The sequence below is a fragment of the Xanthomonas sp. NCPPB 3569 genome (assembly GCF_041475645.2).
GTDB classification, from domain to species: domain Bacteria; phylum Pseudomonadota; class Gammaproteobacteria; order Xanthomonadales; family Xanthomonadaceae; genus Xanthomonas; species Xanthomonas phaseoli.
On the sequence record NZ_CM192969.1, the window covers coordinates 104,860 to 128,336 of the forward strand.

General features: G+C 66.8%; 19 protein-coding genes. 17 read left to right on the top strand and 2 right to left on the bottom strand.

The genetic code is table 11. The features are described from left to right. Positions 1 to 103 precede the first annotated feature (103 nt). Genes ACCQ03_RS00405 through ACCQ03_RS00420 form a run of 4 tightly spaced genes read left to right on the top strand, consistent with a single transcriptional unit; the run spans position 104 to position 3,949 of the window. Positions 104 to 1,309 carry a DesA family fatty acid desaturase gene (locus tag ACCQ03_RS00405; protein ID WP_057678498.1) on the top strand — a complete coding sequence of 402 codons (1,206 nt, stop codon included), beginning with the start codon at positions 104 to 106 and terminating at the stop codon, positions 1,307 to 1,309. 22 nt (positions 1,310 to 1,331) lie between these two features. Further along, a complete protein-coding gene (locus tag ACCQ03_RS00410; protein WP_057678499.1) occupies positions 1,332 to 1,694 on the top strand; it encodes an EF-hand domain-containing protein in 363 nt (120 codons plus the stop codon). 48 nt (positions 1,695 to 1,742) lie between these two features. Next, positions 1,743 to 2,480 (top strand): ATP-binding cassette domain-containing protein, encoded by a 738-nt coding sequence (locus tag ACCQ03_RS00415; protein WP_209227438.1) that lies wholly within the window; start codon positions 1,743 to 1,745, stop codon positions 2,478 to 2,480. After that, entirely contained in the window at positions 2,477 to 3,949 is a 1,473-nt protein-coding gene (locus ACCQ03_RS00420) for an ABC transporter permease/substrate-binding protein (protein WP_057678493.1), read from the top strand. The genes ACCQ03_RS00415 and ACCQ03_RS00420 overlap by 4 nt, the downstream gene beginning before the upstream one ends. A 138-nt stretch (positions 3,950 to 4,087) precedes the next feature. On the opposite strand, the gene ACCQ03_RS00425 is transcribed toward ACCQ03_RS00420, so the two are convergent. Continuing rightward, positions 4,088 to 5,269, bottom strand: coding sequence for an aminotransferase class V-fold PLP-dependent enzyme (locus ACCQ03_RS00425; RefSeq protein WP_057678494.1), 1,182 nt, complete (start codon positions 5,267 to 5,269; stop codon positions 4,088 to 4,090). Positions 5,270 to 5,334: 65 nt separating this feature from the next. Here ACCQ03_RS00425 and egtB point away from each other — a divergent pair, with 65 nt between their 5' ends. The 3 genes from egtB to ACCQ03_RS00440 are packed head-to-tail and all read left to right on the top strand — an operon-like array spanning position 5,335 to position 7,892. Next, positions 5,335 to 6,624 carry an ergothioneine biosynthesis protein EgtB gene (gene egtB / locus ACCQ03_RS00430; RefSeq protein ID WP_057678495.1) on the top strand — a complete coding sequence of 430 codons (1,290 nt, stop codon included), beginning with the start codon at positions 5,335 to 5,337 and terminating at the stop codon, positions 6,622 to 6,624. Beyond that, positions 6,621 to 7,607, top strand: coding sequence for an L-histidine N(alpha)-methyltransferase (gene egtD, locus ACCQ03_RS00435; RefSeq protein WP_057678496.1), 987 nt, complete (start codon positions 6,621 to 6,623; stop codon positions 7,605 to 7,607). Before egtB ends, egtD begins: the two co-directional genes overlap by 4 nt. A gap of 15 nt (positions 7,608 to 7,622) precedes the next feature. Beyond that, on the top strand, positions 7,623 to 7,892 hold the full coding sequence (locus tag ACCQ03_RS00440) for a DUF3253 domain-containing protein (protein WP_057678497.1): 270 nt from the start codon (positions 7,623 to 7,625) through the stop codon (positions 7,890 to 7,892). 282 nt (positions 7,893 to 8,174) lie between these two features. Here the strand turns inward: ACCQ03_RS00440 and ACCQ03_RS00445 are convergent, their stop codons facing one another. Continuing rightward, positions 8,175 to 11,918, bottom strand: coding sequence for an indolepyruvate ferredoxin oxidoreductase family protein (locus tag ACCQ03_RS00445; protein WP_209227439.1), 3,744 nt, complete (start codon positions 11,916 to 11,918; stop codon positions 8,175 to 8,177). A gap of 159 nt (positions 11,919 to 12,077) precedes the next feature. Here ACCQ03_RS00445 and ACCQ03_RS00450 point away from each other — a divergent pair, with 159 nt between their 5' ends. The 10 genes from ACCQ03_RS00450 (at position 12,078) to ACCQ03_RS00495 (ending at position 23,419) form a co-directional block, all read left to right on the top strand. Further along, complete coding sequence (locus tag ACCQ03_RS00450; protein ID WP_039584125.1) at positions 12,078 to 12,713, top strand: hypothetical protein; 636 nt, start codon at positions 12,078 to 12,080, stop codon at positions 12,711 to 12,713. A gap of 847 nt (positions 12,714 to 13,560) precedes the next feature. Beyond that, a complete protein-coding gene (locus ACCQ03_RS00455) occupies positions 13,561 to 14,478 on the top strand; it encodes an AEC family transporter (protein WP_017157356.1) in 918 nt (305 codons plus the stop codon). Positions 14,479 to 14,809: 331 nt separating this feature from the next. Further along, positions 14,810 to 15,442, top strand: coding sequence for a ParA family protein (locus tag ACCQ03_RS00460; protein ID WP_017159611.1), 633 nt, complete (start codon positions 14,810 to 14,812; stop codon positions 15,440 to 15,442). 15 nt (positions 15,443 to 15,457) lie between these two features. Continuing rightward, on the top strand, positions 15,458 to 15,934 hold the full coding sequence (locus ACCQ03_RS00465) for a SixA phosphatase family protein (RefSeq protein WP_003488452.1): 477 nt from the start codon (positions 15,458 to 15,460) through the stop codon (positions 15,932 to 15,934). 3 nt (positions 15,935 to 15,937) lie between these two features. Beyond that, a complete protein-coding gene (locus tag ACCQ03_RS00470) occupies positions 15,938 to 16,510 on the top strand; it encodes a YceI family protein (protein ID WP_017159612.1) in 573 nt (190 codons plus the stop codon). Then, a complete protein-coding gene (locus tag ACCQ03_RS00475; protein WP_209227440.1) occupies positions 16,507 to 18,525 on the top strand; it encodes a phospholipase D family protein in 2,019 nt (672 codons plus the stop codon). The genes ACCQ03_RS00470 and ACCQ03_RS00475 overlap by 4 nt, the downstream gene beginning before the upstream one ends. A gap of 368 nt (positions 18,526 to 18,893) precedes the next feature. Beyond that, a complete protein-coding gene (locus tag ACCQ03_RS00480) occupies positions 18,894 to 19,322 on the top strand; it encodes a hotdog fold thioesterase (RefSeq protein WP_017157352.1) in 429 nt (142 codons plus the stop codon). 21 nt (positions 19,323 to 19,343) lie between these two features. After that, complete coding sequence (locus ACCQ03_RS00485) at positions 19,344 to 20,243, top strand: lysophospholipid acyltransferase family protein (RefSeq protein WP_007968095.1); 900 nt, start codon at positions 19,344 to 19,346, stop codon at positions 20,241 to 20,243. Between the two features lie 59 nt (positions 20,244 to 20,302). Continuing rightward, positions 20,303 to 21,289, top strand: coding sequence for a YheT family hydrolase (locus ACCQ03_RS00490; RefSeq protein ID WP_017157351.1), 987 nt, complete (start codon positions 20,303 to 20,305; stop codon positions 21,287 to 21,289). A gap of 57 nt (positions 21,290 to 21,346) precedes the next feature. Continuing rightward, positions 21,347 to 23,419 (top strand): tetratricopeptide repeat protein, encoded by a 2,073-nt coding sequence (locus ACCQ03_RS00495; protein ID WP_057680069.1) that lies wholly within the window; start codon positions 21,347 to 21,349, stop codon positions 23,417 to 23,419. Positions 23,420 to 23,477: the final 58 nt, after the last annotated feature.

Consider the following 23,477-nt stretch of genomic DNA (forward strand, 5'->3'; position numbering starts at 1 on the left):
TTTAGAAATGTAGGTGCAACCCTACGCATCCGAAGGGTGAAGTTTGCCGCGATCGCCCCCATCATGTCTGCATCGAATGGGGAGCGCTACTGTGGAGATGCCGATGTTGTCCGATCCGATCATCGACTTTCTGACTTCCGGCGTGGCAGGGCTGGGCGTGTGGGGCATGCTGGCGGTGCTGCTGGTGTTCACCCAGCTCACCATTTTTGCGGTGACCTTGTACCTGCATCGCAGCCAGGCGCATCGCGGTGTGGATTTCCATCCGGTCATCGCGCATTTCTTCCGGTTCTGGACCTGGTTGACCACCTCGATGATCACCCGCGAATGGGTGGCGATCCATCGCAAGCATCACGCCAAGGTCGAAACCGAGGAAGATCCGCACAGCCCGCAGACCAAGGGCATCTCGCAGGTGTTCTGGCGCGGCGTGGAGCTGTACCGCGAAGCACGCACGCAGCGCGCCGATATCGAGCAGTACGGCAAGGGCGCGCCTAGCGACTGGATCGAGCGGCATCTGTACACGCCGCACGCCAACGCCGGCCCGATTGCGTTGGGCGTGATCAACACGGTGCTGTTCGGGTTGCCCGGCATCGCGTTGTGGGCGATCCAGATGGCGTGGATTCCGTTCTGGGCAGCGGGTGTGGTCAACGGCCTGGGCCACTGGTGGGGCTATCGCAATTTCGAATCGGCCGACACCTCCACCAACCTCACCCCGTGGGCGCTGTGGATCGGTGGCGAAGAATTGCACAACAACCATCATGCCTTCCCGAGCTCGGCACGGTTTTCGATGCGGCGTTGGGAGCTGGATATCGGTTGGATCGCGATCTGCGGCCTGCAGGCACTGGGCCTGGCCAAGGTGCTGCGGGTGGCGCCGTCGCTGGATATCCGCCCCAATATCGCCGTGCCCGATGCCGACACGCTCAAGGCGCTGCTCTCGCACCGCTTCCAGGCTATGACCGACTACCAGCGCAACGTGCTCAAGCCGGCGTTGCGCGAAGAGGCGGCTGCCACCGGCGCCAAGCTGCGCGAGTTGCTGCCGCGTCGTTTGCGCAAGGGCCTGGTCGACGATGGGCGCTGGCTCAAGCCGGACGCGCGGGCGCAGTTGCAGGCCTGGGTGGCGCAGCGCCCGCGCATGCGCACGCTGGTCGAGTACCGTGCGCGGCTGACCGCGGTGCTGGAAGCGCGCAGCCACGATGCGTCCGAGCGGCTCCGGCAATTGCAGCAGTGGTGCCATGAGGCCGAGGCCAGCGGCAATGCCGCGTTGCAGGCGTATGCGGCGCGGCTCAAGGGGTATGCGCTGAGTGGTGCGTAACCCGGGCGGCAGGCGCGCTGTGATGCATGTACATCGGGCGCGTGGCGCGATCGTGCGGGCCGTGCTGGGCGTGTGGTGCGCCTTTCTGCCGGCGGTTGCTGCGCAGGCCCAGGTGCAGGACAGCCAGCAATATCTGCAGCGCATGGATACCGATGGCGATGGGCGGGTGAGCCTGGACGAATATCTGGCCTGGATGAGCTATGCCTTCGACCAACGCGATACCGATCACGATGGCGTGCTGCAAGGCGATGAACTGCCGGGCCGCCGCGGCAAGCCGATCACCCATGCGGCGCATCGCGCCACCCTGATCGCGCGCTTCGCGCGGCAGGATGCCAATGGCGACGGCTACCTGAGCGCACGCGAATTGCTCGCGCCGCCCCGCTGATGCGCACCTTCGCGCGTGGCTGACGCTGCGTTCGGCAAGCTCGGCCGCATGTTCACTCTCGACCAGGTCAGCCGCCGCTACGGCCAGGCCATCGCACTCGATGCTGTCTCGCTGACGTTTGCCAGCGGCATCACGACCGCATTGATCGGCCCGAGCGGCGCCGGCAAATCCACCGTGCTGCGCATGCTGGTCGGGCTGGAGTGGCCGGACAGCGGCACGGTCGCGTTCGACTGCACGCCGTTGCAGCGCGCCAACCTGCAGGCGCAACGGCAACGCATCGGCTACGTCATCCAGGAGGGCGGCTTGTTTCCGCATCTGGACGCGCGCAGCAACGTGACCTTGCTGGCACAGACGCTGGGCTGGACGCGGGAGCGCATCGATGCGCGTCTGGATGTCTTGTGCGCCTTGTGCCAACTGCCGACGGAGTTGCTGGCGCGCTACCCGGCCGAACTCTCCGGCGGTCAACGCCAGCGTGTGGGGCTGATTCGTGCATTGATGCTGGACCCGCCGGCCTTGCTGCTGGACGAACCGCTCGGCGCGCTCGATCCCATCGTGCGCTACGACTTGCAGGCGCAGATGCGCGAACTGTTCGCGCAGTTGGGCAAGACCGTGGTGCTGGTGACGCACGACGTGGCCGAAGCGGCCTATCTGGCCGACCACCTGGTGCTGATGCGTGCCGGGCGCATCGTGCAGCAAGGCACTGCGCGCGAGCTGCTGGAGCAGCCGGCCGACGCGTTCGTGCAGCGCTTTCTCACCGCCCAGCGCAGCATTGGCGATGCCGCATGATGGCGCGTGCGCTCATCGCTGCGGTGCTGCTGATCTGCAGTGTCGGCGCGCAGGCCGCGCAGGTCGCCATCGGTTCTAAGAATTTCACCGAAGCGGTCATTCTTGGCGAAATCGCCACCGCTGCCGGCAAGCGCGATGGTGTGGACGTGCAGCACCGCGCGCAACTCGGTGGCACGCGCATCCTCTGGCGCGCGCTGGAGACCGGGCAGATCGACGCGTATGCCGAATACACCGGTACGCTGGCACAGGAGCTGCTGCAATTGCCCAACGCCAGCCAGGCCGAGCTGCGCGCCGCACTCGATGCACGCGGGCTGGCGATGACCGATTCGCTGGGTTTCCAGAACACCTACGCCTTCGGAATGCAGCGCGAACGTGCGCAGGCGTTGGGCATCGCCTCGTTGTCGGATCTTGCACGACATCCCACCCTCAAGATCGGTCTGAGCAATGAGTTCATGCAGCGCGCCGATGGCTGGCCGGGCGTGCGCGCGGCGTACGCGCTGCCGCAGGCCGCGACCGGGCTGGATCACGACCTGGCCTATCGCGCGCTGCAGAGCGGCGCCATCGAGGTCACCGATCTGTACAGCACCGATGCGGAAATTCCGTATTACCAGTTGCAGGTGCTGCGCGACGACCGCCACTATTTCCCCGATTACCAGGCGATTTTCGTGTATCGCAAGGATCTGGCGCAACGCGCACCGGCGATGCTGCAGGCCTTGCGTGAGCTGCAAGGACGCATCGACGAAGCGACCATGCAACGGCTCAATGCACAGGTCAAACTGGAGCGGCAGTCCGAAGCCGCGGTTGCCGCGCACTGGTTGGGCGTGACACCGGCATCGGAGGCGGACTCGCGTGTGGAGCGTTTGCTGCGGCATACGCGCGAGCATCTGGCGTTGGTGGGTATTTCTTTGGGTCTGGCGTTGCTGCTTGCGCTGCCGCTGGGCGTGCTGGCGGCGCGGCGTCCACGCCTGGGGCAGGTGGTGTTGTCGTTGACCGGCGTGCTGCAGACGCTGCCATCGTTGGCGGTGTTCGTGTTCATGATTCCGCTGTTCGGCATCGGCGCCAAGCCGGCGATTGCCGCGCTGTTTCTGTATAGCCTGCTGCCGATCGTGCGCAACACCCACGCCGGGCTGAACTCGATCCCACGCGAACTGCGCCAGACTGCCCGCGCCATCGGATTGCCCGCGTGGACACGCCTGTGGCGGGTGGAACTGCCGCTGGCCCGCCGCACGATCGTGGCCGGCATCCAGACCGCGGCGGTGATCAATGTGGGCACCGCCACGCTGGGCGCGCTGATCGGTGCAGGCGGCTATGGCCAACCGATTCTCACCGGCATCCGCCTGGACGATCTCGGCCTGATCCTGGAAGGCGCCATTCCCGCCGCGGTGCTGGCGCTGGTGGTCCAGGCCCTGTTCGAAGGACTGGAGCGTTGGGCAACGCCGCGTGGCTTGCGGATCAGCCAACGCGGCTGAGCGGCAGGGCAAGCCTGTTCACGGCTACGCCCATGCGGTTCACGACCACATCGATGCGTCGGAGCGGACCTGGCCGCGATGCGGCATCCCGGTGACGCCATGGCGCGGCCAGGTCTGCTCCTGCACGCAGGCGCCGCTTCATGCGCCTGGCAGCGCCTCAATCACCCGTGACAGTGCATGTTCGGTGACACTCAAATGCGGCGCAATCCGTAGACGTCCGTGCCGCCGGGTGCAGATCACCCCGAGCGTGGTAAGGGTTGTCGCCACTGCGTCCAGCGTATCTGCCGGCGGCTGCAGTGCGGTGAGATGCGGCGCATGTCCGCGCGTGCACCAGCTGCCCAAGCCGCGCGCCTGAAGGGCGGCGTTCCAATGCGTGGTCAACTCGCCCAATGCGGCTGCGATGCGCGCCGGCTGCCACGCGTTGAGTTGTTGCAAGGCCACGGTGGCCATTGCGACTCGCAACGGGTCGGCAACCCCGCCGGCATCGAATCGGCGCGCACCGCTGCGGTACCGCGGCGCGCTGGCCACCGGGAATTCCCAACTGCTGCCTGCATCGCGGCCGATCCAGTGTTCTTCGATCGGCAGCCCGTCTGTGCGCCACTGCGGCGCGACCCATAGCCACGCCAATCCCATCGGCCCGAGCAACCATTTGTGCCCGACGCTGACCACGAAATCCGGTTGCCAGCGGTGCAGATCGGGTGGCAACACCCCCAGGCTCTGGCTCAGGTCCAGCACCAGGGCCGCTCCGCGTGCATGCACGGCGGCACTGATGCGGTCCAGATCCAGCATTCGCCCGTCCAGCCAGTACGCATGCGGCAAGCTCGCAATCCGCAGCGCAGGCGTGTCGGCAATGGTCTGCAGCACTGCATCGGTCAAGCTGCCGCCAGCGGTGGTGGGCACCGCCACAAGATGCGCGCCGGTCTCTGCGCAGCGGCGCTGCCAGATCAACAGATTGGAAGGAAATTGCCCTTCCAGCACCAGCACTGCGTCGCCGGCCTGCACGGGCAGATTGCGCGCGGCCGTGGCCAGGCCGTGCGCGGCCGAGGGCACCATGGCCACCGCATCGGCATCGCCGTCCAATAACGCGGCCGCAAGTCCGCGCACCTGCTCGATCTGCTGTAACCAGGTATCGAATGGCAACCGCCACGGTGCGGCCATCGCATCCACCGCGTCATGCGCCACTGTCTGCATGGCGCGCAACAGCGGACCACGCGACGCCGCATCCAGATAGATGACCCCGGGAGGCAGCGCAAATGCCTGCTGACGCTGGGCCCAATCGAAGGGCCCAGCAAGCGTACTGGACAGAGATGGCGATGACATGCCCACAGCTTACCGCTGGCTGCCACGCTGCCGACACAGCACGTTCACGGGCGCTCCCCAAGCATATGGCGATGTCTGCACTCTCTCCTCTGCTGGGCCACCTCCAGCAACAGCAGTTGACGCTGCTGGAACGCTACGCGCAGACCCGCGCGCTGAGCGACCGTCTCGCCGCACCCTTGAGCGCCGAAGACGCGATGGTGCAGAGCATGCCGGACGCGAGCCCGAGCAAATGGCACCTGGCGCACACCACCTGGTTTTTCGAACGCTTCGTGCTGCAGGCCGATCCGGCGTATCGCGTGTTCGAGCCGGCCTGGGATTTCCTGTTCAACAGCTACTACCAGAGCGTGGGGCCGATGCATGCGCGGGCCCGCCGCGGCGTGCTCTCGCGTCCCTCGTTGCAGCAGGTACGCGACTACCGTGCTGCGGTCGATAGGCAGATGCAGCAGCGCTTGCGCGAAGGCCTGCTCGATGCCCAGGCCTGCACCGTCGTGCAGCTCGGTATCCAGCACGAGCAGCAACACCAGGAGTTGCTGCTGACCGATATCAAGCACGCGCTGTGGAGCAACCCGTTGCAGCCGGCCTATCGAGACCTGCCCGCGCCGCCTGCGGCTGTTGCCAGCCCACTGCGCTGGCATGCGCGCGACGAGCAGATCGTCCAGATCGGTGCGCCCGCATGGCCACAGGCCGACAGCTTCGCCTACGACAACGAATCGCCGCGCCATCGCGTACTGGTCGGTGCGCATGCGCTGGCCAGCCGTGTGGTCACCAACGCCGAGTTCCAGCAATTCATCGATGACGGCGGCTACCGCAGCGCTGGCGCCTGGCTCAGCGATGGTTGGGCGATGGTGCAGGCACACGGTTGGCAGCATCCCTTGTATTGGGATGCCGATGGCCGCGAGTTCACGCTGGACGGTTGGCGCACGCGCGACCCGCACGCGCCGGCCTGCCACCTGAGCCTGTTCGAAGCCGATGCGTTCGCGCGCTGGGCCGGTGCGCGCCTTCCCACCGAAGCCGAGTGGGAGCAGGCCGCGACCGGCGTGCCGGTACAGGGCAATTTCGTCGACACCGATGCGCTGCATCCGCGTGGCGCCGATGCCGTGGACACCGGTATCCAGCAGCTGTTCGGCGATGTCTGGGAGTGGACCGGCAGCGCGTATTTGCCGTATCCAGGCTTTACCCCGTGGCCCGGATCGCTGGGCGAATACAACGGCAAATTCATGAATGCGCAATGGGTCTTGCGTGGTGGCAGTTGCGCCAGCCCGGCCAGCCATCTGCGTGCCAGTTACCGCAACTTTTTCCCCTCCGATGCGCGTTGGCAATTTGCCGGCGTGCGCCTAGCCAAGGATCTGCCTTGAACGCCGCCGCCCATGCCATGCAACGCGCGCACGCCGCGCTGACCGATCTGCGCCCGCAGCCGGACGACATCACTGCCGATGCCCTGGCGGGGTTGTCGCAAACGCCCAAGACGCTGCCGTCGAAATATTTCTACGATGCGCGCGGCTCGCAGCTGTTCGAAGCCATTACGCGGCAGCCGGAGTATTACCTCACCGGCACCGAGCTGAGTTTGCTGGAAGCCAGCATGGGCTCGATCGCTCAGGCGATCGGCGCCGGCGTGCATGTGGTCGAATACGGCAGCGGCAGCGGCCGCAAGACCGAATTGCTGCTGCAGGGCCTGCGCGATGTGGTGGCCTACACGCCGCTGGAAATCTCCCGTACCGCGCTGCTGGAAAGCACCGCGCGGCTGGCCCAGCAATTTCCGCAGATCCAGATGTTGCCGGTGTGCACCGACTTCACCAAGCCGCTGCGCCTGCCCGATGCGCAGCGGCCGGCGCGGCGGCACGTGGTGTTCTTCCCCGGCTCCACGCTCGGCAATTTCGCCGATGCGGCCGCGATCGAATTGCTGGACGCGATGCGCCAGACCATGGGCAGCGATGGTTGCGCCCTGATCGGTATCGATCTGGACAAGGACGCCGGGCTGATCGAAGCGGCCTACAACGATGCAGCCGGCGTCACCGCCGAGTTCACCCTGAACCTGCTGGCGCGGCTCAATCGCGAGATCGGGAGCGATTTCGATCTGGACGGTTTCCGTCACCACGCGGTGTATGTCCGTGAGCGCGGCCGTATCGAAACCTTCCTGGTCAGCCAACGCGCGCAGCAGGTGCGGGTCGGCGGCAAGGACATCGCGTTTGCCGAAGGCGAAGCGATGCAGGTCGAATACAGCTGCAAATACACCGACGCGCGTTTTGCCGAACTGGCTGCCGCAGCCGGGCTCAAGGTCACCCACGGCTGGAACGATGCCAAGGATTGGTTCGGCCTGCGCCTGCTGCGCCCAGTGTGATCCTGCGGGGTCGGCGTGCAGCCGCCGGATGATGCGCAGGTTTCCGCGTTGATCCGGCACCTGCTTGCGCAACGTCGTCCCGAGCAGTCGATCTGTACCTCGGAAGTCGCGCGTGCGTTGAGCAGTGACGCGGCGGTATGGCGGAGCCTGATGCCCCAGGTGCGTGCGGTGGCCGCAGCTGCCGCAAGCGCTGGTGTCGTGCGTGTCACCCAGCAAGGCAGAACCGTGCAACTGCCCGATGTTCGCGGACCGATTCGACTGATGCGCGGGCCGCATTTCGACTGAGGTTGGCCTGCGTACAGGAGTGGTCAGTGACCAGGCCATGCGGGTGTATGCTGATCGGATCCTCTCGGCCTTTACCTATCGAGCCCCCATGGACGGGTTCACGGCGTGTCCCGCGAGCGGTGAGGGCATCGCGCCCGCGAGATCTTCGCGTCCGCCGCAAGGACCAGTCGAGATGGTCGATAGATGCATGGTCTCGAATGAAGCAGCCAACCAACTGTCTGGTGCTGTGTCCGCGCCAAGGATGTCGCAGCCGTGCCCGCTAAAACCATGCTGAGCGGTGCATCAGGCCGCCTGCACCACATGCAACGCCTTGGGATTGCGCCACTGCGCCAGCAGCGCCGCTTCGCGCGCCTTGGCTTCCTGCAGATGCGCATGCTTGACGTGGCCATAGCCGCGAATGTGTTCCGGAATGCCGGCGATCTGCGCGGCCAAACCCACGTTATCGGCATCCAGCCGTTCCAGCAGCATGTCCACGGTGGCACTGTAATCGGCGATCAGCTGGCGCTCGCCACGCCGTTCTTCGCTGTAGCCGAAGACGTCGAACGTGCCGCCACGCAGGAACTTCAACCGCGCCAGCAGCTTGAAGGCGGTGAACATCCACGGCCCGTACTCGCGCTTGATCAGGTTGCCGTGCGCGTCTTTCTTGGCCAGCAGCGGCGGCGCCAGATGGAAGCGCAGCGTGTAGTCGCCCTCGAACTGTTGCTGCAACCGGCGCTGGAAATCGCCACGCGTATACAGCCGCGCCACCTCGTATTCGTCCTTGTAGGCCATCAGCTTGAAGGCGTAACGGGCCACTGCCTCGGTCAGTGCGCTGCTGCCGGGCACGCGTTGCAGCTCGTGCGTGCGTACGCGCTCGACCAGGCTGCGATAACGGTGCGCGTAGGCGGCATCCTGGTAGTCGGTCAGGAACGCGACGCGACGCGCGATGGCCTCGTCCAGCGAGTGCGCCAACTGTTCGTCGTCGAGCGGGGCGGCCGGTGCAGCGACCTCGCCATGCAGCGTGCTGCCGTCGGTCTGCGCCAGCGCACGCGGTGCGCTCTGGCCGCTGAGGTCGTGCTCTTCCCAGCTGCCTGGTCCGCGTGCATGCGGTGTCTCGCCATGCAGATGTGCAGGCGCGTCGGCATCGGCCAGACCCGCAGCGCGTTGCACCGCCGGCAGATCGATCGCCGCCAGGCGCCCCCAGGCGAACGCCTGCTGATTCATCGCCACGGCGGCACCATTGAGTTCGATCGCGCGCATCAGCGCCGCATGCGACAGCGGCACCAACCCGTGCTGCCAGGCGTAGCCGAGCACGAACAGATTGCTGGCGATGGCGTCGCCCAGCAGGGCGGTGGCCAGCTGCGTGGCATCCAGCAACAACGGCTCCTGGCCACCGAGCGCAGTGCGCACACCGGCGATGATCTCGGCAGCGGGAAACTGCAGGTCCGGCTGCGTGGTGAATGTGCCCGGCATGGCTTCGTAAGTGTTGAGCACCACCTGGGTGCGGCCATCGCGCACCTTGGAGAGTGCCCAATAATCGTTGACCACCACCATGTCGCAGCCCAGCACCAGGTCCGCTTCGCCGGCGGCGATGCGCACGGCATGGATGTCGGCGGGCTGGCGTGCGATGCGGATATGCGTGGTCACCGCGCCGCCCTTTTGCTCCAGGCCGGTCTGGTCCAGCACCGTGGCGCCCTTGCCTTCCAGGTGCCCGGCCATGCCGAGCAGCGCGCCGATGGTCACCACGCCGGTGCCGCCGACGCCGGTGATCAGGATATTCCACGGCCGTTCCAGCGCGGTGCGCTTGGGCGGTGAGGGAAGCGTGTCCAGCAGCGTGCTGGCGTCGCGCCGCTTGCCCTTGCGCGGGGCACCGCCATGCACGGTGACAAAGCTTGGGCAAAAGCCCGAGACGCAGGAATAATCCTTGTTGCAGTTGGACTGGTCGATCTGGCGCTTGCGCCCGAATTCGGTTTCCTTCGGCAACACCGACACGCAAAAACTTTTCTCGCCGCAATCGCCGCAGCCTTCGCACACCAGCGAATTGATCATCACCCGCTTGGGCGGATCGATCAGCTTGCCGCGCTTGCGACGGCGGCGTTTTTCGGTGGCGCAGGTCTGGTCGAAGATCAGGATCGACACGCCCTTGACCGTGCGCAGATGCTGCTGCACGGCATCCAGTTCACCACGATCGTGAAACGCGACCTCAGGCGGAAACAGGTCGCGTCGCCGCGTCCATTTGCCGATGTCGTCGCTGACCACCGCAATCTCATGGATGCCTTCGGCGCGCAACTGATGCGCAATGTCGGGCACGCTGAGCGTGCCGTCCACCGGCTGCCCGCCGGTCATCGCCACCGCATCGTTGTAGAGAATCTTGTAGGTGATGTTGACGCCGGTGGCGACCGACTGCCGGATCGCCAGCGAGCCGCTATGGAAATACGTGCCATCGCCCAGGTTCTGGAACACGTGCGGGGTGTCGGTAAACGGCGCCTGCCCCGACCACGTCACCCCTTCGCCGCCCATGTGGGTGAAGGTGTCGGTGGCGCGGTTCATCCAGGTCACCATGTAGTGGCAACCGATGCCGCCCAGCGCGCGCGAGCCTTCCGGCACGGCGGTGGAGGTGTTGTGCGGGCAGCCGGAGCAGTAATGCGACACGCGCGGGAACTGCGCACGTGGTAGCGCCATTTCCGCTTCCTTGGCGTCCATCCAGCGCAGCCGCTGCTGGATCGAATCGGTATTGATCGTGCTCGATGGCAGCAGGCGCAGGATGCGTCTGCCGATCACCGCCGCGATGGTGGCCGGCGTCAGTTCGCCGGTGGACGGCAGGATCCACGCGCCCTGCTCATCGTACTTGCCGACAATGCTCGGCCGCGCACCGGCGCTGGCCGGCCAGTTGTAGAACAGCTCCTTCATCTGGCGCTCGATGAAGGCCTTCTTCTCCTCCACCACCACGATGTCTTCAAGCCCCTGCGCGAACGCGCTGATCCCCACCGGCTCCAGCGGCCAGGTCATGCCGACCTTGTACACGCGGATGCCGATCTGCGCGCAGGCCTGCGCATCCAGGCCCAGGTATTCCAGCGCCTGCAGCACGTCCAGGTAGCTCTTGCCGGTGGTGACGATGCCCAAGCGTGCGTGCGGCGCATCCAGCACCACCTTGTCGATGCGGTTTGCGCGCGCAAAGGCTTGCGCGGCGGCAATCGCATAGCGATGCAAGCGCATCTCCTGGTCCACCGGCGGGTCTGGCCAGCGGATGCTCAAACCGCCCGGCGGCAGCTCGAAATCCTCCGGCAGCACGATGGTGCGGGCGAACGGGTCCACGTCCACCGAGGCGGACGATTCCACCGTTTCGGCAATCGTCTTGAAGCCGATCCAGCGCCCGGTGCAGCGGCTCATCGCCCAGCCGAGCAGGCCCATGTCCAGGATGTCCTGTACCCCGGCCGGGTTGAGGATGGGCATCATCGCGCTGACGAATTCGTCTTCCGACCCGTGCGGCAGGGTCGAGCTGCGGCAGGCATGGTCGTCGGCGGCCAGCGCCAGCACGCCGCCAAACGGCGAGGTACCGGCGGCATTGCCGTGCTTGAACACGTCGCCGCTGCGGTCCACGCCCGGCCCTTTGCCGTACCACATGCCGTAAACGCCCTGCACGTTCGCGCCGGGGAAGAGGTTGGTCTGCTGGGTGCCCCACACCATGGTGGCGGCAAGGTCCTCGTTCAGGCCTGGAGTGAAGGTGACCTTGGCCGCGTCCAGGTGCTTGCGCGCCCGCCACAGTTCCAGGTCCAGCCCGCCTAGCGGGCTGCCGCGGTAGCCGCTGATGAAGCCGGCGGTCTGCAGCCCGGCGTCGTCATCGCGCAGGCGCTGCAGCAGCGGTAGCCGCACCAGCGCCTGCACACCGGACAGGTAGATGCGCCCATCGGTGCGCGTGTACTTGTGGTCCAGCGTGTAGTCCGCATCCACCCGGCCGAGCTCCGGCGTGTTGGCAGAGTCGGGAGAAGAAAGCGCAGCGGTACTGGTCATGGCGTGCCCGGAAAGGGTGGCTGGGCCCCGGTGCATGTCATCTGAAACTATCTGACGCACCCGACGGATTCCAAAACGGCGGCGCAAAGTGTAACAGTCAGCTTTTCCGCACCTATCCCTGTGCGGATGCGCAGCCGACGCGCTGCGGGTAGGATGGGGATGGGAAGGGGTCGTTTGCTGTCAGGGGAAAACACAGTGAAAAGGAAATACGCGTGGGCCGCTCTGGCCCTGCTCGGAGGGGTGTGGTCGTTGGCGCAGGCGCAGAGCTTGCCCAAGCCCAAGGAGTTCTATTTCGACGAAGACCGCGGTACCACCAAGGCCGTGGTGGCCGTACAGGGCCAGGGCGATGCAGTCGTCGACCGGCTGGCGGCGATGGTGCAACGCGACGCCCGTGCGGCCGATCCGCGCGCGCAATTGGCGGCGCTGGCTTATGCGGGCGGGCGCACCCAGTTGGGCGATGAGTTGTATCAGGGCGCGCTGGCGCTGGTCTCCAACGGCAGCCAGCAGTACCGGGCCATCACCTGGAACTATGGGTGGGACCTGCTGCGTGCCGACCAGCCCGACAAGGCGCTGCAGCAATGGGCCAACTTGGCCAATGGCCGTCCGGCCACGCCAGAATGGCTGCCAACCACGGCTGCACTGGCGCTCTGGCGTGCCGGGCGCAAGCAGGAGGCGGTCGAGTGGTATGCCGCAGCCGTGCGCACCTGGCCGGACCGTTGGAGCAGCACCGCCAACTACGCCAGCCTGTTGCCGGAATGGCGCGAAGCCGACCGTGCCAGCCTGGCCGAGGTCTTCGCAGCCTGGCAGGCCAACCCGCCAGCGTTTCGGTAATGCCTCGCCGCGCTGCGGGAGTTCCTGCAGCGCGGGTCGTGCAGTGGATCGACGGGCTGCCGCCGTTTGCCGATAAACCAGGCGCCATCTGGTGCGCCGGCCCGCCGCTTACCTGAAACCAAGACGTCTGACCTTGATGCCGTTCGCTCGGCGAAAGGCTGATCGGGTCTGCCTGTCGCAAGCACCGGCTTGGCACCTTGGCTTGCTGACGTTGCGGGGTCGATGCGGGAGAGCAGAGCATGGGTCTGCGGCGTGGCTGCAGGGCCCTTGCCCGCCCAACCATCGCAGGACACGCCTGCAAGGACGTCCCTGTAGGCTCCGTGGGGGCCTCCATGCCGCCAAGGGTCCTGTGACGGTGAGCGCGCAAGGACCGGTTGAGGTGGTCGATGCGCAGAGTTAAAGAAACAGCCGGTCGAATGGCTGACGCTGCGTCCTTGCTCTTCAATCAAGTCACCAACGCGCTGTCTAGTGCGGTGTCCTGGCCGATTGCGGGGCCGTCGGTGGCATCGAGGCCGCCATCGAACTCCCAGGGACGGGTTCACGGCGTGTCCCGCGCGCGGTGAGCGTACCGCGCAGCCGACGCTGCGAATTTGCTGCAGGGTTTGTCCGCGCACCATCAAACACGGTGCAATGCCGTGTTTGTCCGACGCATCGTCTGGAACAGCGCAGGCGCCGCGTCTTAGCTACGCTGGCTTCGGCATAGGGAAACCATGCGGTAGTGGGAATTGCGCAGTGACCGAAGCTCGGGTGGCGTGCGCCTCGGATCAGCCAGGCCAACGCATCGTCCGATGCGCGTACCGTGCGCTATGCGATCCTGTGCATCGCATTCCAACGGACACGATCGCGCATGGCGGTAGATGCATTTGCCTTGATTCTGGCCATGTTGGGGCTGGGCCTGCTGTTCGCCCGCCTGCGGGTGTTGCCGGACAACAGTGCCGATGTGCTCAACCGCATCGTGCTGTACATCTGCCTGCCGGCATCGGTGCTGACCTATGTCCCGCGCCTGCATCTGGATGCTTCGCTCGGTGGGGTGATTGCCACGCCATGGCTGCTGACCGCCATCATCGTGCCGTTGCTGTGGGGCTGCAGCCGCCTGTTGCGCTTCGGCCGCGCCGAATACGCCGCGCTGCTGATGTGTGTGGTGTTTACCAATTCCAGCTTCATCGGCTTTCCGATGGTGCGCGCGCTGATCGGCGATCACGCACTGCCGTATGCAGTGGTCTACGACCAGTTTGGCACCTTCGTGTTGCTGTCCACGTTCGGGCTGTACGTACTGGCCCGGTACAGCGGCGATACCCCGCCGACCGCACGGCTGATCGTGATGCGCGTGCTGCAGTTCCCGCCGTTGTGGGCGCTGCTGTTCGCCTTGACCCTGATGCCCGAGCAACCGCCGGCCTGGATCGGCGCGGGCCTGAAGAACCTGGCCGATGCGATGTTGCCGCTGGTAATGCTCTCGGTGGGCTTTTCGCTGCAGTTGCGCCTGCCTGCCGACGAACTCAGGCCATTGGCAGTGGGCCTGGTGTTCAAGCTGCTGTTGATGCCGGTGCTGGCCTTGCCATTGTCCTGGGTGCTGGGCCTGCACGGGCAGATGTTGCAGACCAATGTGCTCGAATCGGCCATGCCCACCATGATCACCGCCGCCGCGCTGGCCATTTCGCACCGGCTGGCGCCACGCCTGGCTGCAGCGATGGTCGGCTACAGCATCCTGCTGTCGTTGCTGACGCTGCCTGCGTGGGCCTGGCTGCTGGCGCGGCTGGTGGCATAAGGCGGTAACGCTGGCGGCAGCCAGAGCCCACTCGTACCGCGCGTACGCACGCACGCGCTTGCGCTTGTCCGAGCCGTGGTACGCCAACAGCTGCACCATTGGCGCCATGCTGCAGTGCGACGGCGCGGCTGAGCCAGACGCGTGGACGATCCTGCGCCGTGCCAGGCTCCCATCGTTGCCACGCACAGCGGCGGCACCAGGCCTTGCGCTCATCGGCTGACGGTCTGTGCTGTCGTTGCCTGCCCCGCAGCAGTGCGTTTAACGCGTTTCGACTACTTCCTCACCTTGTCGCGGTGTACGCTGCCGGCCTGCTCCCGGAAGCGAGGCGTGCATGAAGACAGTCCTGGTGGCCGCCTCCAAAGGCGGCGTCGGCAAGACCACGATCGCCACCAACCTGGCCGCACATGCGGCGTTGCAAGGCCAGCGCACCGTGCTGGCGGATGCCGATCCGCAAGGCTCGTCCACCCGCTGGGCAGAGCGCCGCGCCAGCCTGGAAAGTGCGGTCTTGCCGATCGACGCCACCAAGCGCCGCAGCTGGCAGAGCGCTGTGCCGGACGGCACCGATACCCTGATCGTCGATGCGCCGGCCGGTGCCATGGCCGATGACTTGAGCGGATTTCTCGACCACGTCGATGCCATCGTGGTGCCGGTGTTGTCCTCGGCGCTGGATATCGAAGCGGTGGTCGGCTTTCTCAACACGCTGGCCAAGGTGCCGCGCGTGCATCAGCGCAAGCTGCCGGTGGGCCTGGTGCTCAATCGTGCCCGTCCCTGGACCCAGACCTCGCAACAGGCCGCCGACATGATCGGCAGCTGGCCGTATCCGCTGGTGACCCAACTGCGCGACACCCAGGCCTATGTGGTGATGGCCGGCCTGGGCCGCAGCTTGTTCGACTACCGCTCGGCGCAGGTGCGCGACCATCAACAGGACTGGGAGCCGCTGTTCAAGTGGCTCAAGAAGTCCTAGAACCGGAAAGTTCCCATGCGCGAATTGATCTTGTTGCGACACGCCCACGCCGAACCGGCCGACACCGGCCAGGCCGATTTCGATCGCCCGCTGTCGCCGCACGGCATCGCCGAGGCCGAAGCGGCCGGGCGTTGGCTGCGCGAGCAGCGGCTGGTGCCCGACCGGGTGCTGTGTTCCCCGGCCCGCCGCGCCCGCGAAACCCTGGAGGCGGTACTCGAGCTCACCGGCTACATCGAACAACGGCTGGACGAACGCATCTATGAGGCCACGCCCGGCACCCTGGCCAGCCTGGTGGACGAACATCGCGAGGCCGAGCGCCTGCTGCTGGTGGGCCACAACCCTGGCCTGGAACGGCTGGCAGCGCTGATGCACAGCGGCCAGACCGGCGATTACCGCGGCATGCCCACCGCCTCGATCGCGTTGCTGGCCTTGCCGCTGGACGCCACCATCGAGCCGGGCATCGCCCGCCTGACCGCCTTCTGGTGGCCTTGATCCGTGTCATCGTCGCTGCGCTGGTACGCCTGGCTCGCGCTCTGGGTCGTTTTCCCCTGCATGGCGCAGCAGAAGGTGCAGTCGATCGACCCGGCGCAATCGCGTTTCGGGTTCGAGATCAAGACACGCTTCGGGATGAAGATCGAGGGGTTCTTCCCGCGTTTTCGCGGTGACGTGGTGACGTTGGCCGATGGGCGGCAACAGGTGCGCTTCCGGCTGGACGCCACTCAGGTGGAGATCCCCGGCAAGGACCGGTACACCAGCTGGATGCGCGGGGAAGATTTTTTCGACGTTGCGCAGTACCCGGTGGTCGAATTCGAATCGCTGCCGTATGTCGAGGAAGTGGTGAAGCAGGGCGGCGACATCGTCGGCAACCTGACCATCCGCGGAATCACGCATCTGGAAACGCTGCATGTGGTGCCGGCCGAATGCACGCGGCCGGGCTATGATTGCGACGTGATCAGTCGAGGGACGGTCCTGCGTGGACGTTACGGAATGAATGCGTGGCAGATGGCCCTGGGCGACAGGGTGACGTTCATTCTGCGTGGGCGCCTGCAGGAGGCGCGGCGCCCGTGACGTATCTGTTGAGGGTTTGCGTGCTGGCAACGTTGTTGCTCGGCACCGGATGCGCCAGCCTGTCACAAACCGAACGCAACCGTGCCGCCGGTGTCGCCGCTGCGGCACGCAGCACCGTGGTCAATTGCAGCCAGGCCAATCGCTGTGCGCAACCCTCGCCGTTGCGCGCGCTGGGCGGCGAGGCGATCACCGCCTCCACACCGGCGGCGCCGCGGCATTACGCCACCATCGTCGACCACGGCGAAGAATCGCTGGTGGCCCGGCTCAACCTGATCCGCAGCGCCACCCGCAGCATCGATCTGCAAACCTACATCTTCGATAAGGACGACAGCGCCCGCATGGTGCTGGATGCACTGGTGGACGCCGCCCAGCGCGGGGTCAAGGTGCGCATCCTGATCGACCAGTTGTCGGCGATCGCCGATCTGCAGATTCTCGGCGCGCTGGCCAGCAGCCATGAAAACCTGCAGCTGCGCATCTACAACCCCACCTTCGGCAAGGTCAAACTCAATTACTTCGACTACGCCGGCAGCGTGCTGTGTTGCTTCCGCCGCTTCAACCAGCGCATGCACAACAAGCTGCTGGTGGTGGACGACGTGCTGGGCGTGGTCGGGGGGCGCAATTACCAGGACGACTATTACGACTGGGATAGCGAGTACAACTTCCGCGACCGCGACGTGATTCTGGCCGGGCCGGAAGTGCGCGCCATGGCCGCCAATTTCGATGCGTTCTGGCGCGCCCGGCGCAGCGTCCCGGCCGAACGTCTGAACGATGTCGGGCGCCTGCTGCTGGAGCAGGGCGTGCCGACGATGCCGCCGGCACAGTTCCGCCGGCCCGACCGGGTGGCGCGGGTGGACCATGAAGCGCGCGACCCGCAATTCGTGCGCGATGCCTTCGTGACCCCGGCCATGCCGGTGCAGCGTGTGCTGTACGTGGCCGATCTGCCGCAAAAACACCGCCGGGAGCATGCGGCCAAGGCGGTGTCCACCGCGCCGGAACTGGATGGCCTGATTGCCGGCGCGCAGCAGGAAGTGCTGTTGCAGACCCCGTACCTGGTGTTGTCCGACCAGGCGCAGGCGATCTTCCGCACGTTGCGCAAACACCCGCAGCCGCCGCGCATCGTGGTGTCGACCAATAGCCTGGCCGCCACCGACAACCCCATCGTGTATGCGCTGTCGTACAAGTTCAAACGCCGCAACATGCGCGAGCTGGGCTTCAACGTGTACGAGTTCAAGCCATTTCCGCTGGATGCCCCGGTGGATTACGCCAACCTGGTGCCGGACCCGCTCAACCCCGCGTCCGACGTCAATCAGGACAGCCGCGCCAATCGCCTGATCGGCGGCAGCGCAGCGGGCAATGCGATGCGCGGCAGCAGCGGCCCGGAGGGCAACGCCAGCGCGAGTGCCGGCAGCGTGCTGCGCGGCAGTGGTGGCGGCCGTGCGCCGGGCGGGAGCGAGGTCGATCGGCGCGTGTTGCGTACCGAAACGCGGCCATCGTTCCTGGGCACGCGCGCGGTCAACAAGCCGCTGCCGGTGACCCGCGCCGGTGCGCGCATGGGCTTGCATGCCAAGTCGTTGGTGGTGGATCGCCGCATCGGCGTGATCGGTACGCACAACTTCGACCCGCGCAGCGAGAACTACAACACCGAAGCGGCCGTGGTGATCGACGATGCGCGCTTTGCGCAGGCGTTGGCCGCCAGCATCGAGCGCGATATCGCCCCGGAAAATGCCTGGACGGTGGCGCCGCGCGAAAAGCCGCCGGTGTTGGGCGGGTTGAACTACAGCGTGGGCAAGGTCTCCGAAGCCTTGCCGGTGCTGGACTTCTGGCCATGGCGCTACGCCACCAACTACGAGTTCCAGCCCGGCCCGGAGTGTCCGTTCCCGCTGAAGCGGCAGGACCCGCGGTTTCGCCAGTGCTATGTGGCGGTGGGCGATTTCCCGGAGGTCAATGTCGGCCCGAAGTGGCTGCTGGTGCGCATGCTGACCGCCTTCGGCGCCGGGCTGGTGCCGATCCTCTGATCGGCTGGCGTGCCGCACGGGTGGCAGCAGCGGATGCCTGGTGATTGCACGTTGTGGCTGGATGGGCACAGTTGGCTACAGATCGACTCTAAATACACCGGAAATCGCCGAAGCGGCTGCAGTTGCCGCGGGCGGGGGGAGCGCAATGCATCGGCGCCGCCAGCGCATGCTGTCGGCCGCCAGCACTCCTGCCCAGTTGCATCGCACCCCAGGCGCCTGGATGCTCTTGCGCTTCCCGCTTCCCGCTTCCCGCTTCCCGCTTCCCGCTTCCCGCTTCCCGCTTCCCCATTCCCCATTCCCCATTCCCCATTCCCCATTCCCCATTCCCCATTCCCCATTCCCCATTCCCCATTCCCCATTCCCCGCCCATGACCTTCCGCGAACCTGTCGATCTAGCCGCCCTCAATGCCGCCAGCCGCGATACCTTGATCGCGCATCTGGGCATCGTCTTTACCGAAGCCGGTGACGACTGGCTGCGCGCCACCATGCCGGTGGATGCGCGCACCAAGCAGCCCTATGGCCTGCTGCACGGTGGCGCCTCGGTGGTGCTGGCCGAAACCCTGGGCAGCAGCGCCGGCAACCTGTGCGTGGATATGTCGACCCAGATCTGCGTGGGGCTGGAGATCAATGCCAATCACCTGCGCGCGGCCACCCAGGGGCTGGTGACCGGCACTGCGCGGGCGGTCCATGTGGGGCGCAGCACGCAGGTCTGGGACATCACCATCGAAAACCCGGCCGGCAAGCGCGTCTGTGTGTCGCGGTTGACCCTGGCGGTGATCGCGCGCAGCGATGGCTGAGTTCGCCCGGCAGCGGCATGCATGGAACAGCGTCATCCGCTGCCGGCACTGCGCGGCGGCCACGCTGCTGTCACAATGGTCGCGCCTCCTTCCCCCGTTACCGGTTCCGTTCGTCGAATGAGCGAGTCATCCCTGGACGCCACGCGCGACGCTGGCGGCGCGTTGCGTTGGTTCCGGTACCTCTACCGGGTGCCACTGTTGTTGCTGCATCTGTGCCTGGGCCTGCCGGTCACCATGCTGTGCGTGGTGGTACCGGCGCTGGCGCGGATCCGCATCGGGCACGACGACACCCTGGAGGAGCGGATGATCCGCTGGTGGCAGGGCACCTTGATGCGGGTGTTCGGCTTTCGGCTGCGCCGCTTCGGGACGCCGCTACCGGGCGCGACCCTGTTCGTGGCCAACCACGTCAGCTGGGTGGATATCTCCATCCTGCACAGCCAGCGGGTGATGGGGTTTGTGGCCAAGCGCGAAATCGCCGGCTGGCCGCTGGTGGGCTGGCTGGCGACCAAGGGCCAGACCATCTTCCACCAGCGCGGCAATACCGAATCGCTGGGCGGGGTGCTGCAGGAAATGCTGTTGCGCCTGCAAAGCGGCAAGCCGGTGGGGGTCTTTCCGGAAGGGCGTACCCGTGGCGGTACCGAAGTGGGCCCGTTCCATGCGCGCATCTTCCAGGCAGCGGTGGAAGCCGGCGTGCCGGTACAGCCGGTGGCGCTGCGTTACGGGCTGCGCGGCAATGCACAGGCGGTGGTGGCCTTCGGCGAGCGCGAGAGTTTCTTCGCCAATATCGTGCGCCTGCTGGGCGAGCCGTCGCGGCTGGCCGAAGTGCATTTTCTCGAGCCGATTCGCGCGCTGGACATCGAAGGCCGCCGTCGCATGGCCGAGACCTCGCGCCAGCGCATCGTCGCAGCGATGGAGTCCTAGCCGACGATGCGCACGCGCCTCTCCCCTGCGGCCAGCCGCAACGCCGGTGCGATGCGCGCATGAATGCCTCCGATTACTTGCCGCCGCGCTGGCTGCGCAACCCGCACGTGCAATCGGTGCTGGGCAGCAGTGCCTTGCGGCGCATCCGCAGCCGCCAGTTGCTGGCCGCCAGCGGCGCGGTCACCAGCGAACACATCCTCGATGGCGGCGACGGTGTGCGCCTGCAGGGCTGGATGAGCGTCCCGCCCGGCGATGCACCGCCACGCGGCACCGTGCTGTTGCTGCATGGCTGGGAGGGCAGCGCCGATTCCAATTACATGCGCCTGACCGCCGCGCGCCTGCTCGGTCTGGGCTACCAGGTGTTCCGGCTGAACTTCCGCGACCACGGCGGTACCCACCATCTCAATGTGGACCTGTTCCACTCCGACCGCATCGAAGAAGTGGTCAATGCCGCCGGCGATCTGTGGCGGCGTTTTCCTGCGCCGCAGTTGCTGGCTGCAGGGTATTCGCTGGGCGGGAATTTCGCGCTGCGGCTGGCGCTGCGTGCGCCCGCCGCCGGCCTGCCGCTGGCGCGCGTGGCGGCGGTGTGCCCGTTGCTGGACCCGGCCGCCACCATGACCCAGCTGGAAAAGGGCCCGCAGTTCTACGACTGGTACTTCCGCCGTAAATGGCGCGAATCGCTGCTGCGCAAGCGCAAGCTGTTCCCCGAGCAGCACGGGTACGACGACGCCACCCTGGCGCTGGACATGCGCGGGCTGATGGCCTGGCTGGCGGTGAAACATACCGGGCACGGCTCGCTGGAAGCGTATTTCGATAGCTACTCGATTGCCGGCCAACGCCTGGCCAACCTGCAGGTGCCGGTCGACATCCTGATGGCCGAAGACGACCCGGTGATTCCGTTCGCCGATTTCGCCGCTTGGCAGTTGCCGGCGCATGCGCAGCTGGAAATCGCGCGCTGGGGCGGGCATTGCGGCTTTCTGGAAAACGCCCGCGGCGACGGTTTTGCCGAACGCTGGGTGGCTGAGCGGCTGGCCGCTGCCCGGTAGCTCGGCGCCGCAGCGCGCATCGTTACAATAGCGGTTTGTCCGGGACCCGCCACCGCCATGCAAGACGCCATTCTTCAAGCCCTGCGCCGCAATGCGGCCGACGATGCGGTGGCGCTGGCCCGCGAGTGGGTCACCAACGCGCCCGATCACGCCGCCGCCCACCGCTGGCTGGCGCTTGCGCTGCAGCAGCAGGGGCAGCCGGCGCTAGCGCTGGATAGCATCGATACCGCGCTGACGCTGACGCCCGAAGATGCCGACCTGCACCTGCTGCGCGCCGGCGCCTTGCTGGCCACGCGCGATCTGTCCGCCGCCGATGCCGCGCTGTCGCGCAGTACCGCGCTGGATCCGAATCAGTTCAATGCCTACGTGATGCAGGCGCATCTGGCGGTGGCCCGCGGCGATCTGGACGAGGCCGAGCGGCTCAGCCGCACCGCCGCGCGCCTGGCGCCGGAACACCCGCAATTGCTGGCGGTCGATGGCGTGGTGGAAATGCGCCGGGGCCACAGCGACCGCGCGCTGGCGCTGCTGACCCGCGCCGCCGAGCAGCTGCCCGACGATGCACGCGTGCTGTTTTCGCTGGGCTTTGCGTATCTGCAGAAGGAGCATTTTGCGTTCGCCGAGCGTGCCTTCGAGCGCGTGATCGAGCTCAATCCCCCCGGCACCGCGCTGCGCGCCTTCATTGCGCAACTGGCCCAACGCCAGGGCCGCCTGGACGATGCACTGGCGGCGATGCAGGGCGTGCTCGAGCAGCCCGGCGGCGATCTGCCGGCCATGCGCCGGCTGGCCGGCGAGATGGAGCTGCAGGCCGGGCGTCCCGACCAGGCCGCCGCGCACCTGCGCCTGGCGCTGGCGCACTGGCCGGCCGACCGCCGCACGTTGCACGCGCTGCTCACCGCCTGGGAGCGGCTGGGCGCGGTGGACGATGCGCGCGACACCCTGGATGCGGCACTGGCCACCTCGGCCACTGCGCACGACCTGTGGCTGGCCCGCCTGGCGGTCGAGCCGGTCGGTGGGCCGCAGGCGCAGGCCGTGATCGAGCGCTGGCTGCTGGCCATGCCCGAACACCTGCCGGCCCTGGAAGCGCTGATGCGCGTGCACGACATGCAGGGCCAGGCCGACGCAGCGGAGATGGTGGCGCGTCAGATCGTGGCGGTGGAGCCGGGCCGCATCAGCGGCGAGCAGCGCATTGTCGAAGCCTTGCTGCAACGCGACCCACCGGCGGCGATCGCCTGCGTCGAATCGTTGATCGAATCGCTGCCTGCACCGCAGCAGACCGTGCTGCGGCCATGGTTGGGCAATGTGCAGGACCGCGCCGGCCAGCCCGATGCCGCCGTGGGTACCTGGATGCAGTTCCACCGCGAACAGGCCCAGCATCGGTTGCCGTTGCCGCCGCAGGCAGCCAAGCAGCCCACGCAGTGGCCTGCGCTGGGCAGCATTCCCGACACCGTCACCGCACGCCCGCTGTTCGTGTGGGGCACGCCCGGCTCGCATGTCGAACGCCTGGTCGCGGTGATGGGCGCGGCCACCCCGCTGGTGCGCGGCGACCGCTATGGCACCACGCCGCCGTCGGATGCGCTGCAGAGCTACCGCACCCTCGAACAGCTGGCCTCCGGCGAACTGGCACCGACGGCGCTGGTGGAAGGCTGGAAGGCGCAACTGCCGCGCCGCGGCATCGACGATGGCAATGTCATCGACTGGTTGCTGTGGTGGGACAACACCTTGCTGACCGCGCTGCGCCCGCACCTGCCCGAGGGCCGGCTGGCGATTGCGCTGCGTGACCCGCGCGACATGTTGCTGGACTGGCTCTCGGCCGGTGCGTCGGCGCCCCTGGCGCTGCAATCGCCGCAGCAGGCCACCGACTGGTTGCTGATCGCACTGGAACAGCTGGCCACGCTGCACGAGCGCGACCTGTACCCCCACCGCATCATTCGGCTGGACGGGATCGAAAACGACCCGCAAGGTATTTCGACGGCCCTGGAACAGGCGTTCGGGCTGAGCTTCCCACTGGTCGAACCGCGTGGCCCGGCGCGGTTGGCCTCCGGCCGCTGGCGCGATTACCGCGGCGTGCTCGGCGCGCAGTTCGATCTGCTCACCCTGATCGCGGTGCGCTTCGGCTACCCGCAGGACTGAGGCGCCATCAACGCGGTCGCGCCCACGGCAGGTGGGCGTGGCCGCAGTCGCGTCGTCG

Coding starts and splice junctions, on each gene's coding strand:
- ACCQ03_RS00405 (WP_057678498.1), top strand. CDS start 104: ATGTTGTCCGATCCGATCATCGACTTTCTGACTTCCGGCGTGGCAGGG.
- ACCQ03_RS00465 (WP_003488452.1), top strand. CDS start 15,458: ATGCGCGAATTGATCTTGTTGCGACACGCCCACGCCGAACCGGCCGAC.
- ACCQ03_RS00420 (WP_057678493.1), top strand. CDS start 2,477: ATGATGGCGCGTGCGCTCATCGCTGCGGTGCTGCTGATCTGCAGTGTC.
- ACCQ03_RS00455 (WP_017157356.1), top strand. CDS start 13,561: ATGGCGGTAGATGCATTTGCCTTGATTCTGGCCATGTTGGGGCTGGGC.
- ACCQ03_RS00480 (WP_017157352.1), top strand. CDS start 18,894: ATGACCTTCCGCGAACCTGTCGATCTAGCCGCCCTCAATGCCGCCAGC.
- ACCQ03_RS00490 (WP_017157351.1), top strand. CDS start 20,303: ATGAATGCCTCCGATTACTTGCCGCCGCGCTGGCTGCGCAACCCGCAC.
- ACCQ03_RS00410 (WP_057678499.1), top strand. CDS start 1,332: ATGCATGTACATCGGGCGCGTGGCGCGATCGTGCGGGCCGTGCTGGGC.
- ACCQ03_RS00460 (WP_017159611.1), top strand. CDS start 14,810: ATGAAGACAGTCCTGGTGGCCGCCTCCAAAGGCGGCGTCGGCAAGACC.
- ACCQ03_RS00485 (WP_007968095.1), top strand. CDS start 19,344: ATGGAACAGCGTCATCCGCTGCCGGCACTGCGCGGCGGCCACGCTGCT.
- ACCQ03_RS00495 (WP_057680069.1), top strand. CDS start 21,347: ATGCAAGACGCCATTCTTCAAGCCCTGCGCCGCAATGCGGCCGACGAT.
- egtB (WP_057678495.1), top strand. CDS start 5,335: ATGGCGATGTCTGCACTCTCTCCTCTGCTGGGCCACCTCCAGCAACAG.
- ACCQ03_RS00425 (WP_057678494.1), bottom strand. CDS start 5,269: ATGTCATCGCCATCTCTGTCCAGTACGCTTGCTGGGCCCTTCGATTGG.
- ACCQ03_RS00415 (WP_209227438.1), top strand. CDS start 1,743: ATGTTCACTCTCGACCAGGTCAGCCGCCGCTACGGCCAGGCCATCGCA.
- ACCQ03_RS00445 (WP_209227439.1), bottom strand. CDS start 11,918: ATGCACCGGGGCCCAGCCACCCTTTCCGGGCACGCCATGACCAGTACC.